Source organism: Pseudomonas sp. PS01299 (genome assembly GCF_029960145.1).
Taxonomy (GTDB): domain Bacteria; phylum Pseudomonadota; class Gammaproteobacteria; order Pseudomonadales; family Pseudomonadaceae; genus Aquipseudomonas; species Aquipseudomonas putida_A.
The window spans coordinates 1-14030 of the sequence record NZ_JASCPO010000150.1 but is presented as its reverse complement, the minus strand read 5'-3'; the positions used below and the strand labels follow the sequence as shown (position 1 = coordinate 14030).

General features: G+C 53.1%; 11 protein-coding genes and 1 pseudogene. 4 read left to right on the top strand and 8 right to left on the bottom strand.

Annotation, left to right across the window (positions count from 1 at the left end):
* Positions 1–128: 128 nt before the first annotated feature.
* Both QMX91_RS21650 and QMX91_RS21645 read right to left on the bottom strand, forming a co-directional pair.
* A pseudogene (locus QMX91_RS21650) lies at positions 129–887 on the bottom strand (DEAD/DEAH box helicase family protein); the annotation flags it as partial.
* A complete protein-coding gene (locus QMX91_RS21645) occupies positions 884–1477 on the bottom strand; it encodes a hypothetical protein (RefSeq protein ID WP_033896466.1) in 594 nt (197 codons plus the stop codon). The gene QMX91_RS21645 and the pseudogene QMX91_RS21650, both read right to left, overlap by 4 nt.
* A gap of 101 nt (positions 1478–1578) precedes the next feature.
* Here QMX91_RS21645 and QMX91_RS21640 point away from each other — a divergent pair, with 101 nt between their 5' ends.
* A complete protein-coding gene (locus tag QMX91_RS21640; RefSeq protein ID WP_033896465.1) occupies positions 1579–1806 on the top strand; it encodes a helix-turn-helix transcriptional regulator in 228 nt (75 codons plus the stop codon).
* 55 nt (positions 1807–1861) lie between these two features.
* On the opposite strand, the gene QMX91_RS21635 is transcribed toward QMX91_RS21640, so the two are convergent.
* From QMX91_RS21635 to hrpB, 5 genes are read right to left on the bottom strand one after another with little or no spacing between them, the layout of a single operon-like run.
* Positions 1862–2290, bottom strand: coding sequence for a hypothetical protein (locus QMX91_RS21635; RefSeq protein ID WP_033896464.1), 429 nt, complete (start codon positions 2288–2290; stop codon positions 1862–1864).
* A 2-nt stretch (positions 2291–2292) separates the two neighbouring features.
* Positions 2293–4326: an integrase gene (locus tag QMX91_RS21630; protein ID WP_282413345.1), complete on the bottom strand. Its 2034-nt coding sequence runs from the start codon at positions 4324–4326 to the stop codon at positions 2293–2295.
* Positions 4323–6257 carry a hypothetical protein gene (locus tag QMX91_RS21625; RefSeq protein ID WP_143519838.1) on the bottom strand — a complete coding sequence of 645 codons (1935 nt, stop codon included), beginning with the start codon at positions 6255–6257 and terminating at the stop codon, positions 4323–4325. The genes QMX91_RS21630 and QMX91_RS21625 overlap by 4 nt, the downstream gene beginning before the upstream one ends.
* Entirely contained in the window at positions 6250–7725 is a 1476-nt protein-coding gene (locus tag QMX91_RS21620; RefSeq protein ID WP_282413344.1) for a site-specific integrase, read from the bottom strand. Before QMX91_RS21620 ends, QMX91_RS21625 begins: the two co-directional genes overlap by 8 nt.
* Positions 7726–7774: 49 nt before the next feature.
* Entirely contained in the window at positions 7775–10294 is a 2520-nt protein-coding gene (gene hrpB / locus QMX91_RS21615) for an ATP-dependent helicase HrpB (protein WP_282413343.1), read from the bottom strand.
* A 363-nt stretch (positions 10295–10657) separates the two neighbouring features.
* On the opposite strand from hrpB, the gene QMX91_RS21610 reads away from it, so the two are divergent.
* Together QMX91_RS21610 and QMX91_RS21605 are read left to right on the top strand one after the other, a co-directional pair.
* Entirely contained in the window at positions 10658–11077 is a 420-nt protein-coding gene (locus QMX91_RS21610) for a hypothetical protein (RefSeq protein ID WP_003228492.1), read from the top strand.
* A 9-nt stretch (positions 11078–11086) separates the two neighbouring features.
* On the top strand, positions 11087–11995 hold the full coding sequence (locus QMX91_RS21605; protein WP_134787396.1) for a cation diffusion facilitator family transporter: 909 nt from the start codon (positions 11087–11089) through the stop codon (positions 11993–11995).
* Here QMX91_RS21605 and QMX91_RS21600 read toward each other — a convergent pair.
* Positions 11989–13029, bottom strand: a complete 1041-nt coding sequence (locus tag QMX91_RS21600; protein ID WP_282413342.1) for a DUF6515 family protein — start codon at positions 13027–13029, stop codon at positions 11989–11991. The genes QMX91_RS21605 and QMX91_RS21600 overlap by 7 nt on opposite strands.
* A 454-nt stretch (positions 13030–13483) precedes the next feature.
* Here QMX91_RS21600 and QMX91_RS21595 point away from each other — a divergent pair, with 454 nt between their 5' ends.
* The gene (locus tag QMX91_RS21595; protein WP_007909658.1) at positions 13484–13963 is read left to right on the top strand and encodes an Lrp/AsnC family transcriptional regulator; all 480 of its coding nucleotides are present in this window, start codon (positions 13484–13486) and stop codon (positions 13961–13963) included.
* Positions 13964–14030: the final 67 nt, after the last annotated feature.

Here is a 14030-nt window from a genome sequence, read left to right as displayed (position 1 = left end):
GAGTACGAGGTCAGCAGCCTCGCGTTTGAATTCAGCGGAAAAGACACGACGTTGCTTGGTCATCTGACACCTCGATATGGCGAGCATTCTCGCCTAAATGAGTGTCCGGTTTCATTAGACCACTACATACACCCCAAGAGCAGTAGCTGCTTGAGAATATCCTCATGACATAAAAGATCTTCGTAGGACACAGGAGAGTCGGCCAAAAGTCTGGCTATGTTTGGGAAAATCGTGACCGTATTCTCGCTTGCAACGGCCTCAGAAAACCTAACCATTTGATTGTCAAGAATGACTATCCGAGGCGATCGACAAACTTGGTCCGCGATTGCCTCTGGCAATCCATATCGATAATCGCAGATAAGATTTGCCTCAGGCGTGGAATAGCGTGCCAAGGCGATTGCCTTTTGATCAGATCGCCAAGGAGTACCCGAAAGTGCAAGCGTGCATGCTGCGCGATCTTGAACTCTCTGAATGATCTGTTGGCCCCAAGCATTGCTTAACAGCGCATCGTGGCCTGCACAGTGATGTATCTCATCAAATACGGCGAATATACGATGCTCATCGAAGAGCCTCCAAAACGCCTCATCCCGATACTCCATACCTTGATAGGTACACACAGCACCCACAGCGCCGATTAACCCATCAAGCCGTCTCCCGAGCACTTCGGCAAACGTCCGACGGAAGCCATCTACCACTTGTCGAGATGGAGCGAAACAAAGGATCAAATCAATTTCATTGCGCTCGAGCAGCACCTTGGCTAGCTCTGCTGCCATTCGCGTTTTTCCCGAACCTGGTGTTGCTTGGCAGAAGAAGTGAGGGTTACCGCGATAGTGCTCAAGCGCGGTTTCTATACATTCCCTTTGCCACTCTCGAAGAGATTTTGTCATGCCGCGGCAATTGCCTTGAGCGAGTTTTCGAGCGCACGAAGATGCCCCAGCAACCGAGAGCTGCGGTCTCGAACCTCATGGTATTCGCCTTGAAGCCGGGCTCTTAAAACAGGGATCTCCTCAAAGAGCTGTTTGTAACGCTCCGTTTCCCCCATTGAGGACAGGAGGTCTAGGCGAGTCTCTTTTAGCATTTCTTGAAGACGGCCTTGGTCGTCCGATTCATTTTGTGCTGATCGTGTTGGCAGCTCGACCAACGGACCTTCAACGCTTTCAGAGTGAAAAGGGGATGAGTTGTCAGGTCTTTGAAATCGGGAAGCAACCAGCACAAGGTTTATATGGGCCGGCATTTCCAACAGATGGAAGAGCTGTCCACGCTTACTGAGTTTCGGCGACTTCACAACCCAGCCGGCACGAATCAGTCGACGGATTTGCTCATAAACGTAAATCCGAACTGCGCCCAGCTCATAGCCAGGGAAGTCTAGAGTCGCTGCATAGGCATCTCGAAGCTGGCGAGTCGTGAACCGCTGATGTATTTCTTGGCAAAGCAAGTCGTACAACTGCCTGTCGAATTCGAATGAATCATGTTTCATGCAGGCACCCAGAGTTCCGCGAACAAAAATACGGATTATAGTCCGTGGCTGATTCGTCCGCAAACGCCCGATAGTGCTGCCTCAAGCAGGTTGAGGCAGCTATGGGGAAATTGGCGAAGGCCTTGGGAACGAAGATACGGGAAGCAAGGAAGGCTAAGGGCTTGTCCCAAGACGTCCTAGCTCTCGTCTGCAAGGTTGATCGTAGCTATATGGGGCGCATCGAACGTGGAGAGGTAAACATAACGGTCGAGAAGCTTTATCAGATTGCTTTGAGCCTAGGGTGTGAACCAGGGTCACTTCTGCCGACAGCCAAAGATGCTAGCGATTGATAAGGTCAGGAATTGCCCCCTAGCAACCTCATTGAGGTAGAGACAAACCTTGACTTTAAGGATGCAACCTAACCTGAAAAGGCTTGATTTGGCGCTCCGCCAACTCTAACTCCCTTACGCGTTCCCATAGCTGTAGATTTTGTGTGAGGACCCGGTCGCGCTGCGCACGAACAGTTGCTAATTCAGTCGCCAAGGCATCAAGCTTATCTTCCAAACTGTCAATTTTTTTAGTGTTTGAATGACTGCCCCCCCGATTTGCCTCTGCACGAAAAGCCTCAATCCTGGCTAATATGGGCAAATGTGCGTTACGAGATTTCTTGAGGTAGCCACGATCAAATCCGGCTTCGAAACTTACAATGCTCGCGGTGATTTTCGAACGAGATAAGCCTACATGCTCCGCCACAACTGGCCTGCCTTCGAGAAGGCGCTGCAACGCCTCTTCACACTCAAGCAAACCACGACCAACTACTTTATTAGAACGCATAGCTACACATCCTTATCAATAAAGCGCGCCTTAAAGCTCAGGAGTCGTTCAAGATCCCCATTGGCTACTTGATATTCTCCCGAACCATAAGAATATAGCGTTAACTCTTCAGTCATAGCCTCAATGGCATGGCCAACTTTTTCAGGCTGTATTATTGCGCCTTCACATATCAAACATTCTGTGAAATCACCAAGCAAAAAATAATCACATCGACCAACCTTAGAACAACCACCTAAAAAAGTTGGCCGATAGCTAATCTCGCAATTCTTCACACGAATCAAAGTGTCTGCCCTAACATCCTCAATGCATACTTCACCATTCTTAAAACGAGCTTTCTGCTTCTCAATATAAGACCCCGTGCCTCCGAACAATGGTGCTTCCCTGAACAGCACATCGGACAGCAGTTGATTCGCAACAGCCATCGGCATCCCCATCTGAAACTCCAACGCAACATGCGAGTTGGGCAAGACAAAGCCATTACTTTTCGGATCGTAGTATCCAAAAATAGTCTTTAGATTTTGAAACCCATTACTGTAATAGCGAGCCATTTCGAGAGTCACTTGTTTGTATTGCGACTTCAAACTGGGCAACGAAATAAATCCACTATTGCTACCATAGAAAGCTAATGAACGGCGAAACTGGTGACCTGTCAGCGGCCAAGAACGACCTACCGCAAACTCTGGCTCACTGTAAAAGTCACGCTTCGTATCAGTTTGCGCCAACTCCTGTATGTCAGAAAGCTCAATCCTGACAAGAGGAATTTTATTATAAAAATTCCCTAACTTCCCCACACCAACATCGGTATTGCGTTTTCGAAGGACTGCGGGATTTAGAAATAATGGACAGTCATTATCCACATCAATTTTATAGATACTTGCTAGTCCTCGACAAATTGCCTGCGCAATTTTTACAGCCTTGACAACTTCGCTCGGCGCGAACCACGATTCTGATTTTTTGTACCCTGTAAATTTTGTGGTCGTCGACAGAACTGAGACTGATCTCGCCAAGTCGCGAGTCACTCCATTATCATCAACGACCTCCTTTAAATAGATCTCATCAGACAAACAATCATACTGCATGCGCAGCACCTCTTGCTCTCTCATGCCTGTGTATAAGTGAATTACGTTTTTTACAATGTATTGCATTTTCAATAGCGCAGGGCTCAACCCTCTTTTATGAGAACAAGAAAAAACTCCAGAAAAAACCTCATTCAGACAATGAGCCTGAAGCACCTCAGTCATAATTGGTCTGTAATTAGCCTTTCCGCCAGGCAACAGACTTTTCTGAACATCATGAGCGAGCCCATAGAATTCATCGCAAAACTTAGATACAAAGCACTCCAGGCTTTCTACGCCTCGGTGAATCTGATCAAGCATATCTTGGAGAACGTTTATTAGCTCCAAATAGATCCTAGTTGGAATAACCGGATGTTGATTAGGCTCATGTCGACGCAATTCAATATCACGCGAACTAATAACGCGATAACCCAATCGATCATCACCAACAGAAATTAAATTGGCAAGCAAAGCTGATAGCATTTGCGGAAAATGTGGCTGCGCCCTCTCAGCAATAAACGCTGCCAAATAGACCGGGGTACTGAAAAGTTGTTGCAAGGACAACACACCAACTAAAGGCTTTTGGATTTGCTCATAACAAAACAACACCGCGCTCCGCAAAACCACCCAGCGCTGCTCTAATGTCTTTGCACTCAACCGCCCCAGACGACCACCTCCTGCGAAATATGCAAGACAATAGATAATGTATTTCACCTCATCGATCAACGCTTTGTTTTCGGGACCAATCGCCTTTAAAATCTTATCAAATCTAAATTTCGTGACCCTCGTCGCTCCAAGTCGATATGGATTAAAGTCCCATATCCACTCTTTATATATTGCCGTTGGCGTACCATGTTTATTTCGACACAGAACAAACTCAGATGAGGGTTTAAAGTTTATATCCAGCATTGCAGCATCAGGAGCAACGGCACCCAAATTACCCATGGCGGCATATAAACCACTTACCGCAGAGGCACTCAAAATACAACCCCCATTGCTTCATAGCGTTGCAGGCGTCGCTCCCAAAATGGCGTTAGCACCCCAAGATTAAATACTTTATTCCTCATGGCAGATACTAACTGCGAAACAGACTCCGAGCGATTTGCAATTGCCTCTAAGATAAACTCGACCCGAATGGATAAGTCCTTATAGAGTACTTCTGCGTGACCACTATCCTGAGCAGTATTGCGTACAGCGTTAACCACATAATGGAGACTTAATAACTTATGAATATCATCTTCATCGGCGTGACAGAAATAATGAGTGCAATACAAACAGCCGTACTGATTACGACAATTCGGCTGAATCACCGGTGCTTCGGTATCGCTGACGGGAACTGGAAACCTGAACGAGTCACAATGACCAACGGCAATTGAGTCAAGTTTATCTGACGCTGTAACACTTCGCTCACGTACCATTTGAGCAGCTTTACGCACTGAATCCCAGTAAGTACCAAACTCACTTTCCTGCTGTTCAACAGTGGCTTCTGAGTACGACGAAATATTCACCCCACTGGAATGATTTAACGCCCGCGCAACTGTTTCCAGGGAGTACTTAGCCGCGTGATGAGCGGAACTTTTATGCTTACGCGCCTTGTTATAGGTTATTTTTGGATATTTGCCATCTACAAAAACGCCCGAAATCGATGAGTAAAACCTAGTTGCCGCAGCCCCGGCATCAAGATCAGAAAATGATAGACAAACAGCGCCTTTAGAAATCTTTATCTTGAAAAACAATCTATCAACATATTCTCCATTGAGAATCCAATCACGCAACTTAAAATACTCTCGAAGCAGTGTTAACCCTTTTTTTCGCCCTAAGACATATCCGGTCATCTTTCCTCTAGCACGAAATTTTACAGCCGTTAATTCTTTCTTCAATACTGACTTATCAATCCCCAGAGCATCCTCATAACTAAACTGTTCCAGTTCAGTAGGTGATGCACCTGTCATCAACATAAAAAGTGAAATATATGCTTTTACAGCAAAGGCGGCCATTTGCAACCGGACATAATTACGAGATTCAGAATTAGCAAATTCTACGCTAGCCTGCGCATCTGCTATAGCACGCTCTGCTTCACAAAGCCTAATTGTCTGACCTCTTCCAGCATATTTGGACATGTATTCTTCGACTGTTGCAACACGTCTTTCTGCCACGTTATAACAATCATGCCCCTGTCGAAAAGGACTATTCATTCCACCATTAGAAGGAAACTTAACAACTTCATAATTTCTTATCCGGACTACGCATGGAAATGGCTCTTGCTCAAGAATAAAATTACTGTAATCACGCGCAATGGCAATACATACGTCCGTAAAAAAGTGTACATCGGATTCTCTAGGCGGCTTTATTGCTTTTCTTTGCCTAGCAATTGGCACGGCACTACGAACTACATAATCCACTACTGATGAAAACTGGAGTCCAATTATGAACTGTAAGGTCTTCTGACATTTAGCGGCATGCTGAGGAGCAAAATCCCCTTTTCTGATTGAATCATTAAGATAAGATGTGTAGTCAGCGTATGCTCTAGATGCACAACTCACATCAGTAAAAACCTCCACATAACCATTGGCATTTAACCAATTCACGACAATGTGCAACACTCTAAACTGGGTTACTATCGAATTATCGCGCAAACCTATTAGAGAATCGAGGAGCTTCACCACTAGCTCACGCCTACTTTCCACAAGAGATGACTCGACAACCGATATAGTACCGGCATTGTCAAACTCCCTCGATCTAGCTTCGCCTCGCGTTGCATATGCGATACTCCCAATATCGATAGGCGACTTATACCCCTTTGCATTGGCAAGCTTTAGACGCAAGCGCTCCGGAAACACATGCTCCTGACTGATTTCATCTACCGTGATGACTTTTGTTTCACGAAATGACCAATCAACATGACTATTCATCTTGAGCACTCAGTATAAAACTTGAATAACTACCTGAAAATAGACTAGCCTCAAACTTTTCCTGCGCGACAGTTTTCTGAGGAAGCATCTTGAATAGTTGAAGGTAATGCTCTGTCATCTCTCGTGTGGCGTGGTGCATTCGCTCCATTATAAAATCAATATCATCTCCTGGACGCATAAGCCCCACAACAATAAGGGCCTGCAATCTTTGATAGAGCTGAAACCCAAAAGTCGCACGCAACCAGTGATACGAAAAGTCCTGAGGGTACTTATCAGATGTCTTTTGCAATATTTTTCGCTTTATTGTGTCTGTGACTTGGCCAATGGGTCTAGATTTGACAATAGGGTAGCGCGGATCATCTTTTGCCATGTAATAACACCCTCCCTGATCAGATAAAAAGACGTACATATCCTCGTCTTTTATCTGTATATTTGGGTAATATAAAGACAGAGCGGCTCTAAACTTATCTCGCCGTTGCCTCATCATCGGACTATCTCCAAGCACCCGTAACTCCTCAGCAAGTTGCTTTGGCACGTGCAAACGTTGGCTACGGTCTTTCTTGGTATCCATCCCTGTGCCTGGACCGGCATGTAACAGATAGGTGCCATCTGCCTGCAGCCTTTCTGAAATGAACCCTTTTAGATGCTTTAACCGCATCGTAAGCACGGTCTGCTTACGGGCGCCAGTCATCAAAGCCGTCAACAGTATAAGACGTTCTAGTGCTGACCACTCCTCACCTTCAATAACCTTCAAAAACTCAGCCAGCTCAACATTAGACAAAGGACGAAGATCTTCGTTGTCCTCTCGCACATACCCTATTGATACCAGCCTTCCTGGAACCGTTGATTTAGTTTGACTACGCTTTTCAGCCGTAATCACCCTAGCGGCCCCGTAAGCATTTTTAATTAAAAATTTTACCTCCTTGACTGTATCTACTCGCTGCAAGTCAATGTCATGCCAATTGGCACAAACAAATCTATAGAAATCAAATACCACGCCTGTGTATTGATTTACGACTGCCGAACTACGCCCACTATGATTTATCAAATGAGCAAAATACTTATATGTAGGTCTCAACACAGGGCGACGCCCCGAAAAGTCGAGCCAGTTAAGTCCTTCGCTTTCACAGTAGATCAAGTAGTCTAATAATTTGCTGGCTCGACGGCGCAGATCATCGGTAGGCCTATTGCTTAACGTTTTATTTTCAATCAAGGATAAAAGGTATGAATTGGCTTCATGCCAAGGCTCACCTTCCTTATGAAACAGAAACGGGAGATTGTAGATATCTCCCGAGGTAAACGAAGAACCGATTTCCTCAACCTGGTAGAGCTGTTTGGTTTCAGCCCCTTCAAGTACCGATTTAATTGAGTCAACGGGCTGGATACCGACATGCAGGGTCGCGAAGGCGCTCTGCGCGTGAGGGATGAGAACGAGGCGACCTTCGTAACGCCGATTTGAGTAGGACATGACTCACCCTCAAAGGACTGAGTCAACCCTAGATGTTAAGCGCTAAAAATCAAGGCTTCTTGTCAATGTCTTTCTTGTTAAGCGATTCGACCCAAGGGTCTAACTTATGGAATAGCTTCGGATAGCGCCCCTTGAGATCCTTCTTCACCTCGGCATAGGTGCTGCGCCAGAAGTTGGCCAGATCCTGCGTCACCTGCACCGGCCGCCGTGCCGGGGACAACAGGTGCAGCTTGACCACTTGCCGGCCGCCGGCAATTCGCGGCGTCTCGGCGAGGCCGAACAACTCCTGCAGACGCACCGCGAGAATCGGCGGAAATTCGCTGTAATCCAGACGAATCGATGAACCCGACGGCACACTGATGTGATGTGGCGCCAGCTCATCAAGCTTCTGCGGCAGCGGCCACGCCAGCAGATTGCGGAAGATGCTCGACAGGTCCAGATTGGCGAAATGGCTGAGCCGCGAGACCTTGCCCAGGTAAGGCATTAACCAATGCTCGAGGGTTTTCAGCAACGTTACATCGCTGACATCCGGCCACTGACTGTCATCCTGCGTGGCCAGATCCAATTGCCGTAACAGGGCAACCCGCGCCTGCCACTGCCGTAGCTCCGGCGTCCACGGCAACAACTCCAGTCCCTTGCGCCGCACCAGATTGACCAGCGCCTGACTGCGCGCCGCTTCGTCGAGACCGGTCAACGGCTCGCGGCTGAGGATCAGTTCGCCGACCTTGCGCTGACGCTCGGCGCGCAGCACGCCTTCGCGCTCATCCCAGTCCAGTTGATCGACGGCGCGCACTTGCTCGGCGAGCACCGAATCGAACAGCGCCGGATCAAAATCCGCCGCCAGGTAAATCCGTTCCTCACGCTGGCCCTGACGACTGCCGAGATCGGCGATCACAATCCACGGCTCCTTCATCAGGCTGTCGGCTTCGGCGAACAGTGCTGCGCGACCATTGGCCAAACGATATTCGGCGCCACCGGCACGCCGCTGTTGGGCAACCCGATCCGGGTAAGCCAGCGCCAGCAGCGCGCCGAGCCAGCGTGGGTGTTCGGGATCGCTGACCGGCGCGCTGGCCTTGCCGCGCAGGTAACCGCGATATTGTCGCGCCAGTTGCCGCGCGCGCTGCACGCCGCCCTGAGCTCCACGTGCGGCGCGTTCTTCGCCGGAGAGCAGCACCAAGCGGCTGTGCAGATCGGCCCCGGCGCCGCGCAAAATATCGCGCTCGCCGAGCAGTGCCGCGACGTCACACGCCATGTTTGCCAGCCCCAGGGCCTGACCGCGCAGCAACAGATGGGCGATGCGCGGATGCGCAGGCAACTCGGCCATGGCCTGACCGTGGGAAGTCAACGCCTCGCCTTCAAGTGCGCCCAGGCGCTGCAACAAATCCTGCGCCTGGGCGTAGGCTGCTGCCGGCGGAATATCGAGCCAGACCAGTTCGCCCGGAGTCACGCCCCAGCGTCCGAGTTGCAGCGCCAGACTCGCCAGATCCGCCGACAGAATTTCGGCACTGCCGTAAGCGGCGAGTTGCTCGTGCTGATCCTGCGACCACAAGCGGTAACACACACCCGGCTCCAGACGTCCGGCCCGGCCCGCACGCTGGGTGGCGCTGGCCCTGGAAATGCGCTGAGTATCGAGGCGGGTCATGCCGCTGCCTGGGTCGAAACGCGGCACCCGCGCCAGCCCGGCGTCGATCACCACGCGCACGCCGTTGATGGTCAGGCTGGTCTCGGCGATGTTGGTCGCCAGCACCACTTTGCGTTGGCCGGCCGGCGCCGGGTCGATGGCAGCGCGTTGGGCATTCAGGTCCAGTTCACCGTGCAACGGGCAGAGCAATACATCTTTACGCTCGCCAATGGCATCGCTCAGTTGCTGATGCACCCGACGGATTTCCGCCTGCCCCGGCAAGAACACCAGCAGGCTTCCAGTCTCATCGTGCAGGGCTTCGAGGACGGTCTGAGTCACGCGCTGATCGATGTATTCGCCGGGCTGGAACGGCCGCCCCCAGCGCATCGTCACCGGGTACATGCGCCCTTCGCTGCGCAGTATCGGCGCGTCATCCAGCAACCCGGCCAGACGCTCGCCTTCCAGCGTGGCGGACATCAGCAAAATCTTCAGCGGCTGTTCAGCTCGGAACAGTTCACGACCGTTCAAACTCAGGGCCAAGGCCAGATCGGCATCAAGACTGCGTTCGTGAAATTCGTCGAAGATCAGCAGACCGACGCCTTCCAGCGCCGGATCATCCTGCAGACGCCGGGTGAGAATCCCCTCGGTGACCACTTCGATACGGGTATTGGGGCCGACCTTGCTGTCGAGGCGGATGCGATAACCGACGGTTTCACCGACCTTCTCACCCAGTTCGCTGGCCAACCGTTCGGCAGCGGCTCGCGCGGCGAGACGCCGTGGTTCGAGCATCAGAATGGTCTGCCCGGCCAGCCACGCTTCATCGAGCAAGGCTAAAGGCACGCGGGTGGTTTTACCGGCGCCGGGCGGTGCTTCGAGCACGGCTTCGTGGCGTGTCGCCAAGGCTTCACGCAGGGCGGGTAAAACTTCATCGATCGGCAAAGAAATCATGCTGGCTCCCCAGGGCGTGCCCACAGTAAATTGCGAGTCGCGTTAAAGCTGTGAGCGTGCCAGGCAAGGCGCGGGACGCAGGTAAGGGTCGTTTCCTTGCCAAGTTCCGCAACGCAGCATGGCGCGTTCACAGCTTTAGCCCGGAGGGCCGAACCCCGCCAGGATTCATCAACCTTCACGCGGTGTCGATCTGGAGAAAACAACTTCAATCCTCAACATATTTCGGTAGGGGTGAGACGAGGCCGCAATTTACTGTGGGCGCGCCCTGCCGAGGGCGAGTATAACGGCGAACTGCCGGGCGTTTGTCAGGGTCTTAATTTCAAATGACGACGCTTCGTTTTCAAATGACTCAGGAGATTTTCCATGCGCTTACCTTCTCGCCTGATCGGCGGTGTACTGGTCGCCACCCTGCTCACTCAACTCACGGCCTGCGGTTCGATTTTCTATCCGGACCGTCGCGGTCAGATCGACGGCAAGATTGACCCGGCGATTGCCGTGCTCGACGCCGTGGGCCTGCTGTTCTATGTGATTCCAGGGCTGATCGCGTTCGCGGTCGACTTCACCACCGGCGCGATCTATTTCGAACCCGGCCACACCGCTCAGGTCGATCCGGCCAAGCTCAAACAGGCGGTCGGCCCGGACGGTCAGGTCGATAACCTCAAGTTGCAGGCTATTCTCGAAACAGAACTGGGCCGCAACCTGCCTCTGGACGATCCGCGCCTGATCCAGCACAAGGGCAGCACGCAACAACTGGCGATGTTTGGCCTGCAACCCGCCGCATAAGGAAATCACATGACCACCAGCCCCGAACACGCCCGCCTGCTGCGGCTGGCAACCCGCGCTTCGGTGGCGGTGGCCTGCACGCTGATCATCGCCAAAGCCATCGCCTGGTGGCTGAGCGGCTCGGTGAGCATGCTCGCCGGCCTCACCGACTCGGCGCTGGATGGCGTCACTTCGCTGCTCAATCTGCTGGCGGTGCATTACGCGCTGCGTCCGGCCGATGACGATCACCGTTACGGCCACGGCAAGGCCGAATCGCTGGCGGGCATGGCACAGGCGCTGTTCATCGGCGGCAGTGCGGTGCTGATTGCGTTCCAGGCGTATGAACGCATCAAGCAACCGGAGCCGTTGGGCGCGCCGTGGCTAAGCATCGGCGTGATCGTGTTCTCGCTGCTGCTGACCGCGGCGTTGCTGACGCTGCAACATAGGGTGATCAAGCAGACCGGCTCCAACGCCGTGCGCGCCGACTCGCTGCATTACCGCTCGGACATGCTGCTCAACGGCAGCATTCTGATCGCGCTGATTCTCGCCGGCATGGGCTTTCATCAGTTGGACGCATGGTTCGGTCTGGGGATCGCCGGGTACATCTTGTGGAGCGCGATCCAGATCGCCCGGGAAAGTTTTTCGGTGCTGATGGATGAAGAGCTGCCGGCGGACGTCAGTCAGCACATGCTCGAACTGGCCTGCGGCGTACCCGGCGTATTGGGCGCGCATGATTTGCGCACGCGGATTTCAGGCAACCACTGGTTCGTGCAGTTGCATCTGGAGTTGCCAGGGGAGCTGACCTTGTCAGTGGCTCACGGCATCAGCGATCAGGCGGCGGATGCGATTCACGCCGCCTACCCGCGAGCCGAAGTGCTGGTGCACGCCGACCCGCAGGAAGTGGTCAAGACCGAACGGGCGCAAACCCGGATTCAGTAAGACACCTGATAACCGCGACTGCTCAGGCAGTTGCCCTGAGCCTGACGGTAAGCCTGCACCACTTCAGGCGCTGGCTGATAGGTCGCGGTACGCGGGTCGAAACCGCTCTGCTGCACGGCGTATTGGTAGCACTGATAACCGTCCTGCTGCACCTGTTCCGGCGACTGCCCGTTGGCCGGATAGGCCTCGACGTCATAGCCCTGGGATTGCGGCTGCGGTTGCGGCGGTTGCTGAATCGGGGGTTCGACTACGACGTAATCCTGAGTGGCTTCCTGATACGCATAGTAGGAACCGGCAGCGAGGAACAGCAGCGCACCGCCGATCCACACTTCACGGGCATAGTCCGGCAGATACTGGGTGCGAATCCCTCGTGGCGGCTGCACGACGATGTAGCGCGGGCCTTGCGGGCGATACCAGTAGCCGCCGGAATAGAAGTAATCCTGACCGCGATACGGCACTCGGTATTCGCGATCCGGGAAGCGGTCGATCACATGCCCCGGACGGTATTGCGGGCCTGGGCCCCAACCGTTGCCATGTCCGTCCGGGCGACCCGGCCAGCGATTGTCATTGGGCCGGTTGCCGGTTTGCCATTGCTGGTTGTGGTAACCATTCTGCGGCCGCTCGTCGCGGTAGTAACCCTGGCGCGGTTCCTGAGTCTGGCGCACGGTGTCGGGCCGTGGCTGGATCGGCAGGTTGTTCGACGGTGGCGACTGATGCACCGGAGCAGGCTGATTGGGCGCGCGGTTCTGGTTCTGCCACTGGCCATTGTTGTGCTGCTGGCCGTTGTGCTCGAACTGGCGGCTGTTGTCGCCCCGAATGATTTCGTTGTTCTGCGGCCGCGGCTGATTTTGCGGCGGCGGATTGTTCTGCCCGTGGGGCTGATGATCGCCCCCATGGCCCTGGTTATTTCCCTGATGCTCAGGGCCGCGTCCACCATTAGGGCTGCGGCTCTCCGGATCGTCGGCGAGCGCTTGCGCACTGACGCTCACACACAGCAAACCAACACCGGCCAGACGCCAGATGCGCGACTTCATGCTTTTCCTCACTGCGGGTATTAAGAGGGCTTGTAGCTAAGACCGGGAATACGCACACCGGGTTCTGCGACAGGTTATCAGTCACGAAACTTATTTATTGAGGAAGGCTGTGCATCGAGGCACAAAAATCGCAGGCAAGAAAAAGGGAGACCCGTCGGCCTCCCTTTAGAGAACTTCGTCCTGGCTCGACGCTTTTGACGTCGGCTCACCTCACGCCGTCTTCTGGACAGTGTGCAGCTCGGGGGCCGGCCCAGCCCCGGTGGGGGTGGCGGCCGCGGCGGGCCTGATTGGGCGGGCCGCAGTGGACTGTGTTACCGAGCAGTGATTCTGGTGATAAGAATAGGCCGGGAGGCGCGACAGAGGATTGCGAAGATTGCTCAAATAAACACTGCTTGCGCAATTTTTAACCCTGGATAGATAATCCGCCGCAATAGTTACAACCAAGGACTGATTCATGAGCAAACTCGACCGTTACGACCTGAGTATTTTGGCGGAATTGCAGCGCGACGCCCGCATCTCCAACCAGGAACTGGCCGAGCGCATCGGTCTGTCACCCTCCCCCTGCTCGCGCCGGGTCAAGCAACTGGAGGACGACGGCTACATCTCGCGCCAGGTCGCCCTGCTCGATCGCAAGATGCTCGGCCTGAGCCTGACCGCCTACGTGCTGATCGGCATGGACCGGCACACACCGGAGCGTTTCGAGAATTTCGAAGCGGCAATCCGCACTCTGCCGCAAGTGCTGGAATGCAGCCTGGTGACGGGCGTGGATGCCGACTATCAGTTGAAAGTGGTGGTTCCGGACATGGATCATTATCAGAAGCTGCTGCTGGGGCATCTGACCCGGATTGAAGGCGTAACCAGCGTGCGCTCCAGTTTTGTGCTGAATCAGGTGCTCAACAGCACTGAACTGCCGCTGACCCATCTGCGCAGCTGACATCGCCTTCGCGAGCAAGCCCGCTCCCACAGGGAAATGCATTGCAAATGTGGGAGCGGGCTTGCTC